Source organism: Bacillus safensis FO-36b, assembly GCF_000691165.1.
Classification (GTDB): domain Bacteria; phylum Bacillota; class Bacilli; order Bacillales; family Bacillaceae; genus Bacillus; species Bacillus safensis.
Genome location: NZ_ASJD01000004.1, coordinates 128541 through 151304, shown reverse-complemented (window position 1 = coordinate 151304; position 22764 = coordinate 128541). Strand labels below are relative to the sequence as shown.

The 22764-nt window shown below is 41.1% G+C and carries 21 protein-coding genes; 16 read left to right on the top strand and 5 right to left on the bottom strand.

What is annotated here, in order from left to right:
* Nucleotides 1-237, bottom strand: coding sequence for an IDEAL domain-containing protein (locus BA81_RS11205; protein WP_008348804.1), 237 nt, complete (start codon nt 235-237; stop codon nt 1-3).
* A gap of 289 nt (nt 238-526) precedes the next feature.
* Between BA81_RS11205 and BA81_RS11200 the strand changes: the two genes are divergently transcribed.
* Together BA81_RS11200 and BA81_RS11195 are read left to right on the top strand one after the other, a co-directional pair.
* Complete coding sequence (locus BA81_RS11200) at nt 527-1105, top strand: competence protein ComK (protein ID WP_034282183.1); 579 nt, start codon at nt 527-529, stop codon at nt 1103-1105.
* Nucleotides 1106-1403: 298 nt separating this feature from the next.
* The gene (locus BA81_RS11195) at nt 1404-1886 is read left to right on the top strand and encodes a hypothetical protein (protein ID WP_034282182.1); all 483 of its coding nucleotides are present in this window, start codon (nt 1404-1406) and stop codon (nt 1884-1886) included.
* 31 nt (nt 1887-1917) lie between these two features.
* Here the strand turns inward: BA81_RS11195 and pdxR are convergent, their stop codons facing one another.
* On the bottom strand, nt 1918-3357 hold the full coding sequence (gene pdxR, locus BA81_RS11190; RefSeq protein WP_034282181.1) for a MocR-like pyridoxine biosynthesis transcription factor PdxR: 1440 nt from the start codon (nt 3355-3357) through the stop codon (nt 1918-1920).
* Nucleotides 3358-3502: 145 nt separating this feature from the next.
* Between pdxR and BA81_RS11185 the strand changes: the two genes are divergently transcribed.
* From BA81_RS11185 to BA81_RS11155, 7 genes are all read left to right on the top strand, one after another.
* Nucleotides 3503-4672, top strand: coding sequence for an MFS transporter (locus BA81_RS11185; RefSeq protein ID WP_034282180.1), 1170 nt, complete (start codon nt 3503-3505; stop codon nt 4670-4672).
* Nucleotides 4673-4737: 65 nt separating this feature from the next.
* On the top strand, nt 4738-5013 hold the full coding sequence (locus BA81_RS11180) for a barstar family protein (protein WP_034282178.1): 276 nt from the start codon (nt 4738-4740) through the stop codon (nt 5011-5013).
* A gap of 160 nt (nt 5014-5173) precedes the next feature.
* Entirely contained in the window at nt 5174-6124 is a 951-nt protein-coding gene (locus BA81_RS11175) for an ABC transporter permease (RefSeq protein ID WP_034282176.1), read from the top strand.
* Nucleotides 6117-7067 carry an iron chelate uptake ABC transporter family permease subunit gene (locus BA81_RS11170; RefSeq protein ID WP_034282174.1) on the top strand — a complete coding sequence of 317 codons (951 nt, stop codon included), beginning with the start codon at nt 6117-6119 and terminating at the stop codon, nt 7065-7067. Before BA81_RS11175 ends, BA81_RS11170 begins: the two co-directional genes overlap by 8 nt.
* A complete protein-coding gene (locus BA81_RS11165; RefSeq protein WP_034282171.1) occupies nt 7058-7816 on the top strand; it encodes an iron ABC transporter ATP-binding protein in 759 nt (252 codons plus the stop codon). Before BA81_RS11170 ends, BA81_RS11165 begins: the two co-directional genes overlap by 10 nt.
* Before the next feature lie 21 nt (nt 7817-7837).
* Nucleotides 7838-8782 carry a siderophore ABC transporter substrate-binding protein gene (locus BA81_RS11160; protein WP_034282169.1) on the top strand — a complete coding sequence of 315 codons (945 nt, stop codon included), beginning with the start codon at nt 7838-7840 and terminating at the stop codon, nt 8780-8782.
* Between the two features lie 138 nt (nt 8783-8920).
* Nucleotides 8921-9874, top strand: a complete 954-nt coding sequence (locus tag BA81_RS11155; protein WP_034282168.1) for an LCP family protein — start codon at nt 8921-8923, stop codon at nt 9872-9874.
* Nucleotides 9875-9942: 68 nt separating this feature from the next.
* On the opposite strand, the gene BA81_RS11150 is transcribed toward BA81_RS11155, so the two are convergent.
* Nucleotides 9943-10305, bottom strand: a complete 363-nt coding sequence (locus tag BA81_RS11150) for a YhjD family protein (protein WP_034282166.1) — start codon at nt 10303-10305, stop codon at nt 9943-9945.
* A 156-nt stretch (nt 10306-10461) separates the two neighbouring features.
* Here BA81_RS11150 and BA81_RS11145 point away from each other — a divergent pair, with 156 nt between their 5' ends.
* Both BA81_RS11145 and lepB read left to right on the top strand, forming a co-directional pair.
* Nucleotides 10462-11079, top strand: a complete 618-nt coding sequence (locus BA81_RS11145; protein WP_024425492.1) for a TVP38/TMEM64 family protein — start codon at nt 10462-10464, stop codon at nt 11077-11079.
* The gene (lepB, locus tag BA81_RS11140; protein ID WP_034282162.1) at nt 11079-11591 is read left to right on the top strand and encodes a signal peptidase I; all 513 of its coding nucleotides are present in this window, start codon (nt 11079-11081) and stop codon (nt 11589-11591) included. Before BA81_RS11145 ends, lepB begins: the two co-directional genes overlap by 1 nt.
* Before the next feature lie 38 nt (nt 11592-11629).
* Here lepB and BA81_RS11135 read toward each other — a convergent pair whose 3' ends face one another.
* Nucleotides 11630-12775: an AbrB family transcriptional regulator gene (locus BA81_RS11135; protein ID WP_034282161.1), complete on the bottom strand. Its 1146-nt coding sequence runs from the start codon at nt 12773-12775 to the stop codon at nt 11630-11632.
* Between the two features lie 266 nt (nt 12776-13041).
* Between BA81_RS11135 and BA81_RS11130 the strand changes: the two genes are divergently transcribed.
* From BA81_RS11130 to BA81_RS11120, 3 genes are read left to right on the top strand one after another with little or no spacing between them, the layout of a single operon-like run.
* Nucleotides 13042-13464: a BlaI/MecI/CopY family transcriptional regulator gene (locus tag BA81_RS11130; RefSeq protein WP_034282159.1), complete on the top strand. Its 423-nt coding sequence runs from the start codon at nt 13042-13044 to the stop codon at nt 13462-13464.
* The gene (locus BA81_RS11125) at nt 13457-14296 is read left to right on the top strand and encodes a M56 family metallopeptidase (protein ID WP_034282157.1); all 840 of its coding nucleotides are present in this window, start codon (nt 13457-13459) and stop codon (nt 14294-14296) included. Before BA81_RS11130 ends, BA81_RS11125 begins: the two co-directional genes overlap by 8 nt.
* A gap of 57 nt (nt 14297-14353) precedes the next feature.
* Nucleotides 14354-14764 (top strand): DoxX family protein, encoded by a 411-nt coding sequence (locus tag BA81_RS11120; RefSeq protein WP_034282155.1) that lies wholly within the window; start codon nt 14354-14356, stop codon nt 14762-14764.
* 196 nt (nt 14765-14960) lie between these two features.
* On the opposite strand, the gene BA81_RS11115 is transcribed toward BA81_RS11120, so the two are convergent.
* Entirely contained in the window at nt 14961-15407 is a 447-nt protein-coding gene (locus tag BA81_RS11115; protein ID WP_034282153.1) for a ferritin-like domain-containing protein, read from the bottom strand.
* A gap of 152 nt (nt 15408-15559) precedes the next feature.
* On the opposite strand from BA81_RS11115, the gene addB reads away from it, so the two are divergent.
* Together addB and addA are read left to right on the top strand one after the other, a co-directional pair.
* Nucleotides 15560-19069, top strand: coding sequence for a helicase-exonuclease AddAB subunit AddB (gene addB, locus BA81_RS11110; protein WP_034282151.1), 3510 nt, complete (start codon nt 15560-15562; stop codon nt 19067-19069).
* Nucleotides 19047-22751 (top strand): helicase-exonuclease AddAB subunit AddA, encoded by a 3705-nt coding sequence (gene addA / locus BA81_RS11105; protein ID WP_034282149.1) that lies wholly within the window; start codon nt 19047-19049, stop codon nt 22749-22751. The genes addB and addA overlap by 23 nt, the downstream gene beginning before the upstream one ends.
* Nucleotides 22752-22764: the final 13 nt, after the last annotated feature.

Here is a 22764-nt window from a genome sequence, read left to right as displayed (position 1 = left end):
TCATGATTGATGTAAGCAGTGTTCTGCATATTGAGCTGACAAGTCATTGAATCGCTTTTCATCACGCTGATCCAGTGCCTTATCAATCTCTTCTCTTAGGAAGGTTAAGCGCTGTTTATAAAGCGCCTCATCTAAAACCATTTGAATATAGATGTCTAAAATGGTGACGCCGTTTTCTTCGGTTTTTTGGGTGTTGCGGGACTTCATGAGCTCAGCATACGTTTTTTTCTCTTTCATAAAGAATCCCCCCGATGCCTTTTTTATAGTATATGGATTGGCGGAGAAAAAATCAACAAGAATTTATAATTTTTAGACAATTTATTTTTGAGCAGAATCGACACCTCTTGTCCAATCGACAGGATGTGATATATCTTTAAAAATGGCTTTTCGATAGATCGAATGGACTAAAAAATATGATAAAAAGATGATTTTTAATAAATTTTGAAAAAATCCTGTCGTTTCTTATATGTTGGTGATAGATTAATAGTATCTAAAATAACCAAATATTAACACAGGAGGAAATGAAGTGTCAGGAATTAGTGAAACACCTTTAGATTCATACGTCATTAATCAAACAACAATGGCGGTCCTTCCAGTTGAAGAAGGAAAAAGAGTATATTCAAAAGTTATAGAAAGAGAGACAAGCTTTTACGTTGAATTAAAGCCCCTGCAAATTATTGAACGCAGCTGCAGATTCTTCGGCTCAAGCTATGCAGGCAGAAAGGCGGGAACATACGAAGTAACAGGAATTTCTCACAAACCCCCAATTGTGATTGACTCATCCAATCATCTGTATTTTTTCCCAACCTATTCATCCAACCGTCCTCAGTGCGGCTGGATCTCCCACAAATACATTCATACCTTCCAAGAATCATCCCTCGGAGACACGGTGGTCACCTTTACAAACGAGCAAACCGTCAAACTTGATGTCTCATATAAATCATTTGAGAGTCAGGTGCACCGGACAGCATATCTCCGAACGAAATTTCAAGATCGTCTCGATGGAGGTCTTCCGAAGAAACAAGAATTTATGCTGTATCCAAAAGAACAGCAGCTCAATCTCGTATACGATTTTATATTAAGGGAGCTTCGAAACAAATATTAGTCAAAAGCCAGCGGCAGAGCAGCCGCTGGACCTCTTATCCAGCATGAATGAAATGCAAAAAGGCGCCGCTACATCATAAAGAAGAATTCATTGAAACCAAATACGTATGTCTCGTCGTCTATTGGTTGTTTGGGAAATGACAGGGAAATGTGAATCCTTAGACATATTTTCATTCATTTATCCATAAATCACAGAAGAGACACGAGCTTGTCTGTTACAATAAAAGAAATCTTATGTGGTAAAGGATGCTTATATTTGACCGATATGAACGAATGGGATGAAGAAATGGAGGCTCTGTATGAAAAAACAATCACATTTGGTGCTGCTATTTATCCTAACTTTGACATTACTAGCAGCCTGTCAGCAAGCAGGTCAGCCGCCTTCAAAGCAAGACACAAAAGAAGCTGCTTATGAACAATGGGTGCAGTCTTATATGGATGAGTTAAATAAAGCATATGAAAATATGACCGGTCAGTTTATCTCAGATGGACATGGAAAGATCCAAACAAATAAAAAATTGACAGAAGCGACGAAAGCATTTGATCGTGTGATTCAAAAAGGGCTTGATCATCAAGAAGTTCCAGCTGCTTACCAAAAGGCCGATCAACAATTAAAGACAGGCCTTGCTTCATTTGAAAAAGGGATCAGTAAGGTGGAAAAGCTCTTGAAGCATCCCGATCAAGAAAAGCTGTTTATTTCCGCTACCCATCATTTTCAGGATGGCTTGCAGCAGACAGCCGCATTTATGGAAGAAGTAGGTCAGATTCAGCAATCATCCTAAAAAAGCCTGGAAGTAAACCTTCCAGACTTTTTTAGATGTGAAGGATTTTCTTTAAACGGCGAACGCCCTCTTGAATCATGCTTTCGTCCGTACAGGCGAATCCTAGCAGTAATCCCTTTCGATTGCTTTCAAAACAATAAGGACTTAATGGATAAATGCCAACGCCAGCTGCTTTTGCTGCCTCAATGCTTCCTTTTTCATCAAAGTCTTGCGCTCCTTCTAAAAAGACATGAAGGCCCGTATCGGTTCCGTAGATACGGAAGTGTTTGTCAAAGTGATGTGTCAAAAGGGCTTCCATCATGGCTGCCTGTCTTTTTTTATACAACTGTCTCATTCGCCTGACATACCGCGTGAATTCTCCTTCTTTGAAAAAAGAAGCGAGTGTGATTTGTTCCATAATGGGCAGCTGCCTTTGAATGAGTGATTGCAGTGCGGCAATTTCTTTCATGACTGCTTTGGAGCCGACAATGGCAGCCAGGCGGATGCCAGGTGCCAGCACTTTTGAGAAGCTTAAGATGTAAATCACATGCTCGGGTGCTTCTGAAAATAGGGAAGGGAGCGGCCCGCCATGGTAACGATAATCCCCATCAAAATCATCCTCTAATATATAAGACTGATGGCTGACAGCAAACTTCAGCAGCAGCTGCCTTCTGTTTACACTCATACATACTCCAGTTGGACGCTGATGGGAGGGCGTCACAGCAATCAGTTTTGTTCGCCGGGGCAATGTGTTCACCACCATTCCTTCTTCATCAACTGGTGCGGGGTGAATGTTCATTTCGCGATGCATAAACGACAGCCTTGCCCCAGGGAAACCTGGATCTTCAACAGCCACTGTATCACCTTTTTTAAGCAATACCTGTGAAATCAAATCAATGGCTTGCTGCGTACCACCTGTTAACACCATTTGATCTTCTTCTACATCAATCCCGCGTTCAACAGATAAATATTGGCGTATTTCTGAACGCACCTCCCATAATCCATGCGGTGAGGAATAGCCCCAATCCTTCATATCTAATCGCTGTAATGCTTTCATGAGCGAGCGCTTCCATATGTTTTGAAAGTGTGCATCGATGGCTGGCTCCTGATGACGAAAATCAATATCAAGCTTCTCATGAAATTGATTGGCTGACAGCCAATGATCCATTTGTTTTTCGGCTTCTTCAAAGTGAGGTCTTGTCGGAGGTGAAAAAGGCGGTTCACTTTGATAGGGAGGGGAAGCTGTATATTGATCGCTTGAAATGACCTTGGTACCGCCTCTTCTAGATGTGCTCACGTAACCTCTTGCCAGCAGCTCATCATAGGCAAGCTGTACGGTTGATCTTGATACATTAAGCTCCTGTGCTAACACTCTTGTCGGTGTTAACTGATCGTCAGGATGCAGTTTTTGTGTATGAATTTTTTGAATGATCTCAGTCACGATTTGCTGCCAGAGCGGAGTAGCGCTTGAACGGTCTAAATGAATATACATCGTGCACCTTCTCTCGTTTTCACATCATAAGTTGATGATGACACTGAATTATGGACTGGTCAATAGTGTCATTTTTGGATGTAGGAAGTAAGCCAAATGGTGTGTACACTGTTCTCATATGCAATGACATAGAGGAGAGAGTCAAATGATCCCAGCATCCAAAGAGGAAACGGCACACTTATCCATCATCCCGTTTATTTTCGTTTTACTTGGTCTTTTTATGATTACGATTGCTGTGAATCTGCAAGTGCCCCTTTATACGGCGTATGCAGAACACGCAGGGTACGGAAAGGCGGCAACAGCACTTGTATTTGCCGCGTATGTCTTCGGACTTATTCCAGTTTTGCTTTTTCTTGGCGGCATTTCTGACCGGGTTGGACGCAAACCGATTTTATTGGTTGCGCTTAGCTTTTCGTTATGTGCCACCTTGTTGATGATTATCCACCCTTCCATACAGATGCTCTTTGCTGCCCGGCTCTTGCAAGGTGTCGGACTTGGTCTTAGTGTTGGAACATGCACCGCATATTTGATTGCTTTATATCCAGAGAAGTCAGGCTGGATTCCAACTTTTATTGCACTATGCAGTTCGGTTGGATTTGGGGGCGGTGCTCTTTTTACGGCACTTCTTTCTTTTCAGCGTGTGTCCCTCACGCCGCTTAGCTATTGGATTGTGCTGGCTTTTTTGATCTTAACCATTGTGGGTGTCTTCTTTTTCGTGCCGCCTGTCCAAGGAGATTCAGGTAAACCGATGATGAACATGCCAAGATTTCCAAAAGGAACAATGCCGGCGAATGCAGCCATTGCTATCGCATGGTCGGTGTGCGGCCTTGTCATTTCAATTTTGCCAGCACAGCTTAAACTAAATGGTTATGAATTGTGGGTAGGGCCAGCGCTCTTTTTAATTAATATGGCAGGTGTCCTGATGCAGCCCTTTGTGCGCAAGATGAATAGCAGCACAGCGCTCCTTTTGGGGTTTATCTGTCTTCCGTGCGGATATGGCCTCTTACTATACGGTGCAAGCAGCGGGTCTATTTTCCTTGTACTTGCCGGAACGATGCTGGCGGGTACTGCCTGCTATGGATTTACTTATTTAGGTGGCCTTCAGCTCATTGTTGAGCGAGGGAAAAAGGAGGCGGCTAGAGCCGTTGCAGGGTATTACTTGTTTGCCTATTTAGGACTTGGTATTCCGAGTGTTTTTGTTGGACTCTTTGCTGATATATACGGTACTCAGATCGTGTTAACCCTCTTTCTCTTGATCGTTTTGGCTGCCTGCCTCATTCTCTTGATCTCAGGGGTCAGGCAGAAACAAAAGTAAGATGTCCATCTTTCTCTTTCTCTTCCAATTCGTTTAAAATATAGGCAAGAGAGGGGAAGATGAACATGAAAAAAGTGCAGCTTGACGGCGCAGCGTGCAGGTCGCAAGAAGAGCTTCATGACCAGCTAAAAACAGTTTTACACCTTCCTGACTATTATGGGAAAAACCTTGATGCCCTTTGGGACTGTTTGACAGGAGAGGTGACTCTTCCAGTTGAACTGACATGGGTGAATTTTCAAACGAGCAAAGACGCTCTTGGTGATTATGCTGAGAGCTTGCGTCAGTTATTTCAAGAAGCAGAAGAAGAACTGAATGGACAATTTCAATTGAATATTCAATAAGAGAAAAAGCAGCCGCTGCCGCAGGCTGTTTTTTGAGTTTTCGTCTTTTTTATACCGCTATTGAATATTTCACTAGATGTGATAATATATGAACTGTCGCTTAATTGATAATGATAATCATTTATGGCGGATAGAGCTTGATAGAAAGTGAGAAACCTGTATGAAGTTGTATCAATTAAGTTTGTTATTTGTATGTTTGGCATGTATATCTCTGTTTGTCGGCGTACAGGATCTGTCCATTTTAGAACTGTTTAATTTAACAGATGAACAAGTGCACACGTTAGTTTCAAGCCGCCTCCCGCGTCTCGTGAGTATTGTGCTTGCTGGTATGAGCCTTAGTTTATGCGGCTTTATTATGCAAAGCATGACGAGGAATAAATTTGTTTCACCAACCACTGCAGGAACGATGGATTGGGCGAAGCTTGGTATTTTAGCAGCAATACTTGTTTTTACACATGCGAATCCGCTTATGAAAATGGGGATTGCGTTTCTATTTACTTTAGCTGGGAATCTTCTTTTCTTAAAAATCCTGCGGCATATCAAGGTGAATGATACGATTTATGTACCATTAGTCGGCTTAATGTTTGGGGGGATTGTCAGTTCAATATCTACGTTTATAGCCTATAAATATGATTTGATCCAAAACGTATCCGCATGGCTTCAAGGGGATTTTTCTCTTATTGTCCAAGGGCGTTATGAACTGCTCTATGTGAGCGTTCCACTATTGATCATTGCGTATTTATATGCTGACCGCTTTACAGTGGCAGGCATGGGCGAGAGCTTTGCTGTCAACTTAGGTTTAACGTATAAACGTGTGATGGCAGTTGGTTTGGTGATCGTTTCAATGATTACGTCTGTCACCATTTTAACTGTCGGGATGCTGCCATTCCTTGGATTAATCATTCCGAATATTGTTTCGATCTACCGCGGCGATCACTTGAAAAAAAGCCTCCCGCATACAGCTTTACTAGGAGCTATTTTTGTTCTGATTTGTGATGTGCTCGGAAGGGTGATCATTTATCCATATGAAATATCGGTTGGGCTCATGGTAGGCATCATCGGGAGTGCGATCTTCCTGTACATGTTATTAAGGAGGAAACGCTATGCATAAGAAACGTATATTATGTCTGATTGCAGCCATTGCAGCCGTGTTGATCGTAATTTTTATTACCTTTCAAATGGGGTACTGGCCGTACACAGTCCCAAGCCGTTTAAAGAAAGTGCTTGCGATGACATTAACGGGAGGCGCGATTGCCTTTTCATCTGTTGTCTTTCAAACTTTGACCAACAATCGAATCTTAACGCCGAGCATATTGGGTTTAGACGCACTGTACTTGTTTTTGCAAACAGCGATTATTTATGTGTTTGGGTCGACTCATTTAATGATCGTCAATAAGAATCTTAATTTTTTCCTTTGCGTTGGGCTGATGATTCTATTTTCTGTACTGCTGTATACAGTCATGTTCAAACGCAAAAATAAACACATTTTCTTACTTCTGCTTGTTGGAATTGTGTTTGGGACATTGTTCAAAAGTCTTTCTTCGTTTATGGAAATGCTGATCGATCCGAATGAATATCAGGTCGTACAGGATAAATCCTTTGCAAGCTTTAATCACATGAACACGGACATCTTACTGATCGCTTCTGTTTTATTTGCGGCGCTGTGTGTTTACATTTGGACATTCCGCTCCAAATTAGATGTCATGTCTCTTGGCAAGGAACATGCGGTGAATCTAGGCATTGACTACGACAGCATCACAAAAAAGATGCTGATCGTGATAGCTGTCCTTGTGTCTATCGCAACGGCACTTGTCGGACCAATTACGTTCCTCGGCTTACTTGCCGTAAACGTCGCACGAGAGCTTTTTCGGACATACCGGCATACATACTTGCTATTAGGCTCTTTATTTATCAGCGTGATTGCTCTTGTAGGCGGGGAATTTCTTGTAGAAAAGGTATTTACTTTTCAAACGCCGCTTAGTGTGTTGATTGATTTAGTCGGCGGACTGTATTTTATTTATTTACTGTTAAAGGAGAGTCGTTCATGGTCTTGATGAAGGGCGTCAGTAAGGCGTATAACGGAAAAACAGTGCTTCACGACACAACGATCAGTGTGAAAAAGGGACAGCTGACGTCTCTCATTGGTCCGAATGGTGCGGGGAAAAGCACGCTTTTATCCATCATGAGCCGGCTGATTCAGCCAGACTCAGGTGCAGCTTATTTAGAAGACAAGCCATATAGTGCATACCCTCCGCAGGAACTTGCAAAGAAAATGAGTATTTTAAAGCAGGCCAATCATATGAATGTGCGGCTGACCGTTCGGGAGCTTGTCAGCTTTGGCCGTTTCCCTTACTCGCAGGGTCATCTGACAAAAGAGGATGAGAAGATGATTGATGTGTCCCTCCAATACATGAAGCTTGCCGATATCCAGCATCAATATGTAGAAGAACTGAGCGGTGGGCAAAGACAAAGAGCTTTTATTGCAATGGTGCTGGCGCAGGATACAGATTATATTTTCTTAGATGAGCCTTTAAACAATTTGGATATGAATCATTCTGTCGAGATGATGAAGCTCTTTCAGCAGCTCGTCAAAGATCTTGGGAAAACAATTGTTGTGGTTCTTCATGATATTAACTTTGCCTCTGTGTATTCCGATCATATCGTCGCCTTAAAAGATGGACAGGTCATTAAAGAAGGTGGAGTGGACGACGTGATTCAAACAGAAGCACTTGAACAAATTTATGACATGCGCATACCGATTGAAGTTATTCGTGGTGAGCGTATTTGCTTATATTTTTCTTAAAAAATGAAGAGGTGATTACGTATGAAAAAATGGATATGGATAATGACTGTATTAACAGCGATCGTGGTACTCGCTGGCTGCGGAAATCAAGGACAAACAGAAGGAATTAAAGAAGAAACTGTGACGGTAAAAGACATGCTGAATAAAGATGGTGTAAAGATCAAGAAAAACCCGAAAAAAGTGGTCGTGTTTGATATGGGAAGTCTTGATACTTTAGACAAAATAGGTGTGAATGTAACAGCTTTACCGAAACAAGCGGTGCCTAAATATTTATCAAAATATGAAGGAGACAAATATGAAAATGTCGGCGGATTAAAAGAGCCGAACTTTGAAAAAATTGCAGAAATTAAGCCGGATTTAATCATTATCCAGCACCGTCAAGCAGATGCATTCGATGAATTTTCTAATATTGCCCCTACGATTTATATGGATGTAGACAATGCCAATTATATGGAATCATTTAAAAAGAATGCCAAAACTTTAGGCAAGGTTTTTGATAAAGAAGACAAAGTTAAAGAAGAACTTGCAGCCATTGATCAAAAAGTGGATGCTTTAAAGAAAGAAGCAAAAGAGTTAAAGAAAAAAGGGCTGGTGATCATGGCGAACGACAGCAAAATGACAGCGTTCGGACCTAAGTCAAGATACGGTCTCATCCACGATGTGTTTGGTATCACACCGGCAGATCAAAAGCTTGAGCCATCTGATAAACACGGTCAAAGCATTTCGTATGAATACATGGTCAAAACGAACCCAGACTATCTATTTGTCGTTGATCGAGGCGCAGCGATCGGAGAAGAAACGTCTGCGAAACAGCTTGTTGAGAATGATTACGTGAAATCAGTCAAAGCGATCAAAAACAACCATGTGGTGTATTTGAACTCTGACATGTGGTATCTATCCGGCGGCGGGCTTGAATCATTATCTGCCATGATTGGTGAAGTAAAACAAGGTATTAGCCAAAAATAATGAACGAAAGCTGCTCATCTTGAGCGGCTTTTTTATTGTGGATTCATAAAAATATGTTGCGTGCAGGAAACTTTCATCAAAATATGTTATAGTGGAACCTACATTGATAGACTAAGATAGAGTGAGGGTTCGGAAAGGATGAAGGAAAAAAGATCAAAAAGAAGACTAAGGCCTTGGGTAAAAGCCGTGCTGTTTATCATGGCATTTGTCATGGTGATGGCAGTGTCCGTGACTGGATACGCATACTATAAAATTTCAAAAGCGTCGAATAAGGCGCAAGTATCATTAGAAAGAGGAGACACCTCGCAAAAGCGTGTGAAAGCTTTTGATCCAGGAAAGGACAGCTTTTCGGTGCTGCTGCTTGGAATTGACAGCCGTCCAGGTGAAACGGTAGATGAAGCAAGAAGTGATGCGGTCTTACTGGCGGCGGTGAACCGAACAGACAAAACCATTAAGCTTCTCAGTATTCCTCGTGATTCTTATGTAGATATACCGGGAAGAGGATATGATAAAATTGCTCACGCCCATGCGTTTGGGAGTGCAGATTTGTCAGTCAAAACGGTCGAAAACTTGTTGAACATTCCTGTAGACTATGTGATTTCAGGGAACTTTAAGGCGTTTCAAGACATTGTGGATGAGCTAAATGGAATTGACGTAACGATTGAAGATGAAAGCATCGCAAAACAGATGGAAAAGGATTCAAAGGGAAAAGTTCAAGTGCAAACAGGCACTCATAGACTGAATGGCGAAGAAGCTTTAGCCTTTGTGAGAACGAGAAAGGCTGATAGTGATCTCATGCGCGGAAAGCGCCAAATGGAAGCACTTCAAGCCATCTTTGAAAAATCTAAATCGATTTCTTCGATCCCGTCATACGACAACATCATTGATACGCTTGGTGATAATGTCTCAACCAACCTTTCCATGAAACAGTTCATCGGTCTTTTTCCATTACTGAGCTCATTGAAATCAGTGGATACGATTCAGCTAAAGGGCCATGATTATCAGCCTGGGAATGTGTATTACTTTGAGTTAGATGGACCAGGATTAGAAGAAGTTAGAACAGAGCTGAGAAAACAGCTTGAATTATCATAAATAAGAAGGAGCCTGCCGCCGCGGCAGGCTTTTTTTGCATGGGTACCGCGCCGCATTTCAGCAAGAAGTTAATTTGCTTGATGCAGAAAATATGCAGTCAGCAGTTCCTCTACCCGGTGACGTATACGCGGATTAAAGTATTTATGCTTTTCTTCATAGCCATTTATGATAAATAGATACGTTGTAAATCCTTCATCGTGTTCAATTTGCTGTACTTTCATATTTTCTTTACGTAAATGCTGCTTCAGTTCGTAAAGTGCTTTCTGTGCTTCCTTTAACACAGAGGTCACAAGCTGAATGTATGGTTCATTTAGTTTAAATGTTTGATGTTGTTTTAAGTGTGTCAGGTCACGATTGAGGATGGAGATGACCATTGGAAGAAAGATGGCCTGTTCCATCATCTGAAGCTGTATTCTTGATAGTCTTGTCATGTCCAAGCCTGCTTTCTTTATGAATAGAACAAATGTTCTTGTTTATTATATCGAATGAGTCAAACAATCTCAAGGGGGCGAGTGGGATTCATTTGTATATTTTTATGTTTTCCATGTAAAATGAAATGTAGACAAACCTTGAAGGAGTCAAACAAGTTGACATCATTTCTTTCTCTATTTACTCATGAAAATATCACATCATTTTTTGAAAGCTACAAGGCTTTTGGACCAATTGTCGCTATATTGCTTCCTCTGATTGAAGCATTTCTTCCGTTTTTACCACTTGTGGCGTTTGCGGTGGCCAATGCAAATGCATTCGGCCTTTGGGAAGGCTTTTTATTAACCTGGATCGGTGCAAGTGCAGGGTCTATTCTTGTCTTTTTACTGATCAGAAAATTTGGACAGATGAGAATGCTGAACTTTATCAGCAGACACCCTTCCATTAAGAAATTGATGCTTTGGGTAGAGAAGCGGGGATTTGGTCCGTTATTTATTTTACTCTGCTTTCCTTTTACACCTTCTGCGGCTGTCAATGTTGTCGCAGGCTTATCAAGAATTAGCATGTGGCAATTTTCATTAGCTGCTTTAGCTGGTAAGTGTGTCATGCTCTTTATCATTAGTTTTATCGGTTATGATCTTTCTGCTTTAGTAAAGAATCCGTTAAGAAGTGTTTTTGCGGTTCTAGTTATCGTTTTATTATGGTATGTTGGAAAGAGAGTAGAAAATAGGTTGAATATTCGAATGAGCAAGCGTGAGGACAAAGGAGGCTCTTAATGAAAAAGAAGCCATTGCTATGGTTGATGATTATTACATGCATCGTCTTATTGTTCCAGGTAAAGAATTTCATGTTTGTGAAGTATAAAGTAGAAGGGGTTAGTATGGACCCTACATTTACAGATGGAACAGAATTATTAATCAACAAGTTCTCGCCAAAACTCACGAAAATTAGCCGGTTTGATTATGTATTATTTCACGGACCCAAAAATCAAATTTTGATCAAACGGGTCATTGGGCTCCCAGGAGAATCGATCAAGTATGTAGATGATCAGTTATTTGTCGATGGGGAAAAATGGAAAGAACCCTATTTAAAAGAGCAGAAAAAACATAAAATGGGGAATGTCCTGACAGGAGATTTTCAGCTGAAAGCTATCACAGGACAAGATAAAATCAAAAAAAACCATTACTTCGTGATCGGAGATAACCGAATACATAGCTTCGACAGCCGGCATTTTGGAACGATTTCAAAGGATCAAGTAGTTGGTGTCAAAAGAAATCAGAATGAATAAAAGAAGAGGCGCTCTGCACATGCAAAGCGCCTCTTTTTTTATTTTGCGGCTTTATATTCAGGATGTCTTTTTGCCCAGACATGATGTAAGAATCGAAAAAACGGTGGCAGCATCGCAATGACAAGAATGATTCTAACGACTTGTACAGCTACTACAAAGGTTGAGTCCTCATGGAGTGTGACTGCTGTTGTTGCCATTTCTGCAATACCGCCAGGCGAAAAGGCAAGAATGGCTGTAATGACAGAAATGCCTGTGACCTCTGCAATGGCAATTGAACTGAGAACCGTTGCAGCAATCAGTCCAGCTGAGCTGACGACGGCCACAATTAACGTGTTTTTTAGCCCTACAAACATCTGTTTATTCATTTTTGAACCGATGGTTGCACCTAGAAATACCTGTGACGCGATATTCGCTTGTGCTGGCCAGTAAGGAATCAAATCATGACCTATGAGCGCACCTGCACCTACTTGAAGAGCTGCAACTCCTAACATACTGCCAATCAGCCAAGGGGCAGGGAAATGAAGACGAACCGCGAGGCGTGACATAAGCCAGGCACCTAAAATAAGTGCGATACTCCACGAGATATTTGACAGGGTGAAAACGCCGGATGAAAAGGCGCTCCCTTGCACGGTTGCAGCTGCATCCGCTGGATTTTTTGTATTTAAATAGAACACCGTAAATGGGATGGTGAGTACCACCATTAATACACGTGTTGTTTGTACGAGACTGACAACGGCTGTATTTGCTCCAACCTCTTGGGCAATCCCTGGCATAGCAGATAAACCGCCTGGTGCTGTTCCGACAAAGCTGGTCAGCATATCTGTTTTACTCAGCTTCCATAAGGCAAAGCCAGAGAGCATCGCCAGTAGAATAGAAAAAACGAGCATGAAACTCACAGGGAGCCAATGTTCAGTGAAAATATGAAGAACTTTCATGTTCATTTTCTGTCCGAGTTCGATTCCGAGAATAAATTGACCAAGGAGTAGCCATCTGCTGTGGATACGCAAGGTGTTGTTTCCTTTACGCTGAAACAGGGCGGGACGTCGCATGGCAATAAATGCAGCCGTGATTAATGTTCCGATCATCCAGCCAATAGACATTCCTGTTAAAGACAAAAGAAATCCACCTAAACCGCTTATCGCGATCAAAATGAGATCGGTTCGAAGGCTGTTTCCTTGTTTCATCACATGTAAACCTTCTTCCTATAAATTTGTTCAGTAAGTGAAATGTTGTTATCTTCACTATAATACAAAAGTCTCTATAAATAAAATACGAATTTTTTTACCAATTTCATAAGATTATCTTATCGAGAATCAGATTGCTTATTGATATAAATAGGTTCGTAATTTTTACCAAGAAGCAAGGTAATATGCAACGATTTTCCCCTATTTTGGTTATCTGTTGACTATCATTTTCAATTACACTACAATCCTTAGTGTGAGGTGATGACATGAAAATTCCTTCTTTTAAATATAATGAAAAGGGTTTGAATCGCTTTTTCGGTCCTTTAGAGGGAAGGATTATGGAGATCCTTTATCAAGGTGAGGGTATGCCGATTAAAGAAGTGCAGCAGAAGCTGTCAGATGAGAAGCCGATTAATTTCAACACGGTGATGACTGTGCTGAACCGCTTAACCGAAAAGGGAATTGTCGAGAAGAAAACAAAAGGGCGTTCATCTATTTATAATCCCATTTTAACAAAAGAAGAATTTCTAAATGAGCAGACAAAATGGATTACCCAAGGGCTGATGGACGATTTTGGTCCACTGGCAGTGAATCATATGGTGGATGCAATTGAAAGTGCTGACCCTGAATTACTCAAAGTGCTTGAAGCAAGGCTGGCATCCAAAAAAGAGGAGCAGCAAAATGAATAAAATGAAATCGAGCCTGCTGTTTTTAGGCGGTATATTGATTGGTTTAACGATTTTTTATCAGATGGGTTATTACGTGCTTTCAAGCTTTTTTGGCTGGAATCAAGCATATAATCTTATTCATGTATGCCAGTCTGTTCTCGAATTCTATGGATTCACTCCTTTGAAATATTTTCTAGATGCTTTAGTCCTCTACACACTGGGATTTGCGATTTTCTATATGACGAAGCAAATCAAAACGTACATTCAATTCAAGCAAAATCTGATGCTTGCAGTCGATTACCACTCGACCGAATCTTTATCTGAGAAATATGCAAATGACATCATTGTGTTTCATTGTCATGAACCGCTTGCTTTTGCCATGGGGATGCTTCACCCAAAGGTTTACTTATCAACGTCTCTCATGGACATGCTGGATGAAGAGGAGATTGACGCTGTTGTTTATCATGAATTACACCACAAATACAGCTATGATCCTTTAAAGGCTTTCACATTCTCAATGCTCACAAAAGTCATTTGGTACATTCCAGTGTTAAAGCATATGAGACAAAGCTATTCCGTTTTTCGTGAAGTGATCGCAGATGACTATGCGATTCGGCAGACAGGCACTGAGCTTGGAGTAGGGCAAGCCCTTTTGAAGCTGATTAAAAAGAGAACGCAGTTTCAAAAACAAACGAAGTTTGCGGTATCCTTTGGAGATCGGGCATTGAATTTAAGAATACAGAAGATCTTAAATCCAACATACAATATTCCTTTCAATGTACCCATCATTCCCATTGTCACATCAACCATTCTCATGGTGGCCTTAATGATTATGCTTAACCTAAATTACTAATTTTTTTTACTTATTAACATTACATTATGTAGTGTAAAAACAGGAGGAAATCACTATATGAAAACGAATCAAGAAATAGGAACACTTTTTGTACGTGTTATTTTAGGTATTATCTTCTTTCTACACGGACTTCAGGCATATCAAGGAGGTCTGGGGGGAACAGCGGCATTCTTTGGACAAATCGGTGTACCGGAATTTATGGCCTATATTGTAAAGACAATTGAGCTGGTCGGTGGTATCGCCTTGATTTTAGGTCTAGGAACACGTATTTTCGCAGCATTATTTGTACCAATTATGGCTGTGGCGATTATTACGGTTGGTTTTTCTAAAGGATTTGTTGGCGGTTATGAATTTGAACTATCGCTGCTTGTCATGGCCCTTTATTTAACACTCAGCGGCAGTAAGATGCTGTCCATTGATGGGTTGCTAAAACATCAGCAGCAAAGCAATGAAGCAAAATTTCATTAAACGATCATGAAAAAACTCCTTCTGCTATTTGTGGCAGAGGAGTTTTTTTATTTATCAAATTGTCGTTTTCACGTTTGAAAAAGTGAAAGAGATGAGGGATTTATTGAGAATAGTATTTTATTTGATAGATTGAATGAACAAAAAGCCGATTTCATTTTTTGACGGAACATACGATCTCCTATTAAAATAGGACTATCTAAGACACATGGTGCGTTAAAAGATATAAAAACCATACAGCATGCTGCTGTTCATCTTGAGCGATACGTTTCATCAGCTCTTTTGTTCCTTGATCCCGGACATAATCTGATATCGTTAAGTAAAAATCGACTGTTCTTTGTTCATCTTTAAATGCGAAAAGAAGCCCTTCTCTAAATTGATCTGGACAAGGTTCTGTTACGCTTGGTTTGTGATTTTTACCTGTTAAAGAATAATACAGCTTTGAAAATAGTTGATAGTGTCTGACTTCATCCTGACGTATTTCTTGAATGATTTTTTTTGCCTCAGGAGTTTTTGCTCTTTGAGCAAGTTTTTCGTAGCATTGGATCGCAGAATATTCACCATTGATTGCTTTTTCAAGGTCTGAAATGATTCTTGTGTTTTGGCGCATGTCATATGGCGGGTAGTCGTAATAACCGTAATACATGATATTGCCAGCCTCCTTTGAGTTCATGATGGTTTATGATATGAGAAGAGTAAGGAAAGGTGCCTATATCTTTTTAGGAAAGAGAAGGGGAAAATAGCTATTTACTTTTATTTTCGCTAGAATATGAGTACATAAGAAAGGTGTTGTGGAGCGTGGAGATTCAGTTTTTAGCAGGCAGATCGGGGAGTGGAAAAACGACTGCAATCTTAGAGGAAATCAAAGAACAGCTTCGGCTTGATCCGTTGGGTCCGCCAATCATTTTTTTAGTCCCGGATCAAATGACATTCTTAATGGAATACGAGCTTGCAAAAACGTCTGAAGCTGGCGGGATGATCAGGGCCAAAGTATTTAGTTTCACGCGTCTTGCTTGGTCTATTTTACAGCAGACTGGTGGAGCGAACCGGCAATTTGTGACAAGCACAGGAATTCAAATGCTTTTAAGAAAAGTGATTGAAGAGGAGAAAGAAAAGTTTAAGGTATTCAAAAAAGCGAGTGATAAGCCGGGGTTTGTCGAGCAAATCGAAAAGACGATGGCTGAGTTCAAGAGATACTGCATGCTGCCTGAGGATATTGAAAAAATTTCATTACAGAGCATGCATTCAGAGTATACAGAAGAAAGACGGGCAGCCGAGAAATTGCATGATCTGCATGTTCTTTATCAGCAGATGGAGCAGCATTTACAAGATGAATATGTGCACTCAGAAGACTATTTGACGCTTCTCACGGAGCAAATTCCTTTATCTGAAGAAATAAAAGGAGCACACATTTATATAGATGGTTTTTATCAATTTACACCGCAGCAGCTTCTCGTCATTGAACAGCTTTTGCTGCATGCTGAGAAAATAACGGCTGCTTTCACAGTGGATCGTTCCTATCATGATAAACAGCCAAATGAACTTGATTTATTTCGTATGACAGGTAAAACGTATTTCCAGCTCTATCAGCTTGCTAAAGAGTGCGGCGCGTCCATTTCTGAGCACATTTTGGAGAAAAATAACCGTCATCTTCATACGTCGGATCTTGCTTATTTAGAACGGCAATATGAGCAGAGACCGGTGAAGCCATATCAGGAAATAACCCCTCATCTCACAGTGTCTAAAAGTGCGAGTAAACGAGCTGAAATTGAGGGAGTAGCGAGAGAAATTCTTCATTTAGTGAGAGAAGAAGGACTTAGACTGCGAGATATTTCGATTGTAGCGCGGCATGTAGACGACTATAAAGATACGTTAAAAGAGGTTTTTCGAGATTACGATATTCCATTTTTTATTGATGGAAATGAATCGATGCAGTATCATCCGCTCATTGAATTAATTCGTTCAAGCTTGGATGTCATAAAAGGAAACTGGCGTTATGAGGCCGTGTTTCGCTGCGTGAAGACAGAGTTCTTATTTCCGCTCGAACTTGCCAAAAACAAAGCGAGAGAACAGGCAGACCAGCTTGAAAACTACTGTATTGCTTATGGTGTAAAAGGAGAACGCTGGACAAACGGTTCCCGTTTCCATTACAGACGATTCCAATCCTTAGATGAGGATTTTGGACAAACAGATCAAGAAATTGAAATGGAACAGATGCTGAATGATGTAAAGGAATGGATCGCACCGCCGCTTTTCCAATTGCAAAAAAGGCTGAAAAAAGCGCAAAAGGTAAAAGACATGGTAGAGGCAGTCTATGTCTTTTTAGAGGAAATACAAGTGCCTGATAAACTTGAAAAGGCTAGGCTGGAAGCTGAAGAAGCAGGTAGATTAGCTGAAGCCATGCAGCATGGACAAGTATGGGATGCTGTTATTCAATTAATGGATGAATTTGTTGAAATGCTCGGTGAGGAGGAGCTCTCATTTCCTTTATTCCAACAGATGATGGATACAGGATTGGCCTCTTTAAAATTCGCTTTAATTCCGCCTTCACTCGACCAAGTATTTATCGGAAGTATGGATTTATCGAGAATGTATCAAGTGAAGTGTATGTTTATCATTGGGGTAAATGATGGCGTTATTCCCGCACGTCCTTCTGACGAAAGTGTTTTGTCTGAGGATGACCGGGAGTGGTTAAAACGAGCAGGAGCAGAACTCGCAGAGACAGGAAAAGAACGGCTGCTAGATGAGCAATTTTTAATTTACCAGGCGCTGTCGAGTCCATCTCATCATTTGTATCTGTCTTATTCAGTGTCAGATGAAGAGGGGCGCTCTCTATTGCCTTCGCCTCTTATCAAGTATTGTCAGGAGCTTATGCCAAATCATGAGCATACTTTGTATGTGTTAGACCCGGAACAGCTGGATGACAAGGAGCAATTAAAATTTGTAGCGAATGAGCATGTCTCGTTATCGTATACTGTCTCGCAGTTGCAGCAATGGCTCAACCAATACCCCATCAGTGGTGTATGGTGGAGTGTCTATAATTATTTGATGGCGTCATCTCATCGGGAAGTATCAAAAAACATCTTGTCGAGTTTGTTTTTTACAAATCGAGCGAAGCGCTTAAAACCAAACGTCACAAAAGAACTTTATGGTGATCACATTCAAGGCAGTGTTTCAAGAATGGAGAAATTCAATGCGTGTGCATTTTCTCACTTTGCTTCCCACGGGTTAAAACTAAAGGACCGGCAATTTTATAAATTGGAAGCACCCGATATCGGCCAGCTGTTTCACTCGGCCTTAAAGCATATTTCAGATACGCTTGTTGAACAAAAAAAGGATTGGAAAAACCTAACGAAGGATGACTGTGTCAACTATTCAAGACATGCAATCGAACAGCTTGCACCGCGTCTTCAAAAGGAAATCCTATTAAGCTCTAACCGGCATGCTTATATTAAAGAAAAGCTCCAGAAAATCTTGATTCGAGTCTCTTCTATATTAAGTGAGCATGCAAGAGTGAGTGGATTTTCTCCCGTTGGGCTTGAGTTAGGCTTTGGCGGCCAAGGGCCACTTCCGCCGTTTACTTTTCAATTGAAAAATGGCTGCACGATGGAGCTTGTCGGAAGAATTGACCGGGTGGATAAAGCAGAAGGTTCAAAAGGGCTGCTGTTGAGAATCGTCGACTACAAATCGAGTGAGAAAGGTCTTGATCTAGCAGAAGTATACTATGGGCTGGCCTTGCAAATGCTCACATACTTAGACCTGACGATTACGTATTCAAAGGAGTGGCTCGGTGTAGAAGCAACGCCAGCTGGCATTTTATATTTCCATATTCATGATCCGCTCATTCAAGCACCGATTCCGCTTGCAGAGGATGAAATTGAGCAGGAAATATTCAAGAAATTTAAAATGAAAGGTCTTTTGCTTGAAGATGTAGAAGTGGTAAAGCTAATGGATCAAACGCTTGAATCAGGAAGATCACAAGTCATTCAAGCTGGCTTGAAAAAGGATGGGTCTTTCCGTTCTGACTCTGCTGTTTTAAGTGAAGATCATTTCCATATACTCACACAGCATGTTCGGCGCACGTTTGAAGAGGCAGGCGAAAGAATTACAAATGGCGAGGTAGCGATTAATCCATATAAATTGAAGGATCAAACACCATGCCGCTTTTGTTCATTTAAGTCTATTTGCCAATTTGATGAATCGATAGAGGATAATGAATTTAGAGTGCTTTCATCTGAAAAGGATGATGTTGTGATAGACCGGATCAAAAAAGAAGGGGATCAGTATGCAAATACCAAAACCGAATAACAGTACTTGGACGGATGACCAGTGGGAAGCCATCGTTTCAGAAGGACAAGATATCCTTGTTGCGGCGGCGGCAGGGTCAGGTAAAACAGCTGTTTTGGTTGAACGGCTGATTCGAAAAATGACCCGTCCAGAAGATCCAGTTGATGTGGATCGTCTGCTCGTTGTGACTTTCACAAATGCATCTGCGGCAGAGATGAAGCATCGGATCACAGAAGCACTTGAAAAGGAATTAGCTAAGAACCCCGGGTCCCTTCATATGAGAAGACAGCTGTCGCTCATGAATCGTGCCAATATTTCCACCCTGCACTCCTTTTGTTTGCAGGTTTTGCGCACCTTTTACTATGAGATTGACCTTGATCCAGGCTTTCGTTTGGCTGATCAAACAGAAGGAGAATTATTAGGAGATGAAGTGTTAGATGAACTGTTTGAGGATGAATATAAGGCTGGAAAGCCAGCGTTCTTTGAACTGGTTGATCGTTACACTTCTGACCGTCATGATTTAGATTTGCAATGGCTTGTGAAGAGAATTTATGAGTTTTCCAGATCTCATCCTTCACCTGAACAATGGATGAGGGCATTCCTTTCTCTTTATGATGTAGATGCTCAAACAAAAGTAGAACAATTACCGTTTTACCCATATATCAAAGAGGACCTTTCTCTCGTTTTTCGAAGCTGTCTTGAACTGCTCGAACGAGCTCTCGCCCTATCAAAAGAACCGGGTGGCCCCGCGCCGAGAGCAGAAAATTTTATAGATGATTTAGAGCAGATCAATGAATTAATCAGGCACCAAGATGATTTTGAGAAGCTTTACGAGCTTTTGCCAAACATCAATTTTAAAAGGCTCAAAACATGTAAAGGGGACGAATATGACCCTGTGCTGTTAGAAAAAGCCACAGATGCACGCAATCAAGCAAAAAAACAATTAGAAAAGCTCAAAGATGAATACTTTATGCGCAGTCCCGCCCAGCATTTGAAAAGTTTAGCTGAAATGAAGCCGGTGATCGAAACACTTGTGGAGCTTGTCATCCAATTTGGACAGCGTTTCGAAAGAGCGAAGCAAGAAAAATCAATCGTGGATTTTTCGGATTTAGAGCATTATTGCTTACGCATTTTAGCAGAGCAGGACGCGGAAGGAAATTTGATTGAAACAGAAGCGGCCAAGTACTATCAACAGCAGTTTGAAGAAGTGCTCGTTGATGAATACCAGGATACAAACCTTGTACAGGAAACGATTTTAAGGCTTGTATCTAAAGGGGAACATGCTGCAGAGGGCAACCTGTTTATGGTTGGTGATGTAAAGCAGTCCATTTATCGTTTTAGACTGGCTGAGCCTATGCTCTTTTTAAACAAATATAAACAATTTACACCAGACGGCAAAGAAACAGGGAAGAGAATTGATTTAAATAAAAACTTCCGCAGCCGTTCAGATGTGTTAGACAGTACGAACTTTTTGTTCAAACAGCTGATGGGGGAAACAGTTGGAGAAATTGATTACGATGAACAAGCTGAATTAAAGCTTGGAGCTAGTTATCCAGAAAGCGAAGATACAACGACAGAAATGCTTCTTGTACATTTAGATCAACAGGAAGCAGAAACTGACGAAGAGCGAGAAGAACTAGAGACCGTACAACTAGAAGCGAGAGTCATTGCTAAAAAAATAAGAGAATTGGTGGAGCAGCCATTTCAAGTGTACGATGCAAAACAGCAAATGACCCGTAACTTGCAGTATCGGGACATTGTGATTTTACTTCGCTCCATGCCTTGGGCTCCGCAAATGATGGAGGAATTGAAGAAGCAGGGAATCCCTGTGTATGCGAATCTTTCCTCCGGTTATTTTGAAGCAACAGAGGTGTCTGTGATTCTTTCTCTGTTAAAAGTCATCGATAATCCATATCAGGATATCCCGCTTGCAGCTGTATTAAGATCACCAATTGTTCATTTAGACGAAAATGAAATGGCACTGATTCGCACGAGTGATAAAAAAGGCACTTATTATGATGCTGTGAAGGCATTTATGAGTGTGACTCATTCAGATCACCCTACATGCAAAAAACTAGAACGGTTTTTCAGGTTGCTGCGTAAGTGGCGTGATTTCTCCATGAATCATTCAGTAGCGGAATTGATTTGGGAAGTATACCGCGATACGCAGTATCTAGATTACGTTGGCGGGATGCCTGGAGGCAAGCAGAGACAGGCGAACCTCCGTGCTCTTTATGATCGAGCGAAGCAGTATGAAAAAGCTGCCTTTAGAGGGCTGTTCCGTTTTCTTCGTTTTATCGAAAGAATGCAGGAGCGTGGAGATGATCTTGGTGCGGCAAAAACGTTCAGTGAAACAGAGGACGTTGTTCGCATGATGACGATCCACAGCAGTAAAGGATTAGAATTTCCAGTCGTCTTTACCGCAGGACTCGGCAGAAACTTTAATATGATGGACTTAAACCAGTCCTACTTGCTTGATAAAGAATTAGGCTTTGGAAGCAAATATATTCATCCAGAGCTGAGAATTAGCTATGCAACATTACCGCTTGTGGCGATGAAAAAAAAGATGAGGAAAGAGCTATTATCTGAAGAGCTGAGAGTTCTATATGTAGCGCTCACAAGGGCTAAGGAGAAATTATTTCTGGTCGGCTCTGTCAAAAATCAGGTGAAGGCATTAAGCAAATGGCAAAATGCTGCAACCGGAGAGGACTGGCTCCTCCCTGATTTTGAACGTTATCAATCGAAAACATACTTAGATTTTATTGGTCCTGCTCTCATCCGCCACCAAGCAATGTCATCTATTTTAGAAGAAACAGGTGATGTTGTTCTGTCACACCCATCAGCATTCACGATCTCATTTACTCAAGCTTCCGATCTTCTAAAAGAAGATATGTCACTTGAAAAGAAGCAGCAGGACGAGGTGGTACAAGCTTTGATGGAAGGTCTGCCTGTTGAAAAATATGGTGATGCTGATGAGAAAGTAGCAGAGAGACTTTCATGGAGATACCCATACCTAGCGGCCTCACAAGTCGGCACAAAGCAGTCAGTTTCCGAGATAAAAAGAATGAAAGAAATACAGGATGAGTACAGTGTTCCTTCTTCTCTTCGAAAAGACCGTGCCACGATGTATGACCGGCCGGCTTTCATGAAGAAAAAAACACTCACTGCCGCAGAGCAAGGCACCGCAATGCATACAGTCATGCAGCATATTGCGCTTCCTTCTGACGAGCCCTTCGATGAAATCCGTATACATCAGCTGCTCGATTCCTTACAGCAGCGAGACTTGCTAACAGATGAACAAGTCCAGTCAATTGATCAAGAAGGAATTGCAGCTTTCTTCTCTACTTCTATTGGTCAAAAGCTGCGGAAAGCGGACTGGGTGAAACGAGAAGTGTCATTTAGTATGGTGTTACCTGTTAAAGAGGTATACAGCCATATTGATGCAGAGGGGGAGCCTGTCCTTATTCAAGGGATGATTGACTGTTTGTTTGAAACGGATGGAAAACTATATTTACTAGATTATAAAACAGATAGAGTGCAAGGCAGATATACAGACGGTCTTGAAGCAGCTGTACCTATATTGAAAAAGCGCTATGAAACTCAAATAGCGTTATATGCAAAAGCAGTAGAACGTTTAACAAACAGAAAATTAGAGGAGAAAATTCTTTATTTCTTTGATGGTAATTTAGAAATTTCATTATAAATGTATCGGAATG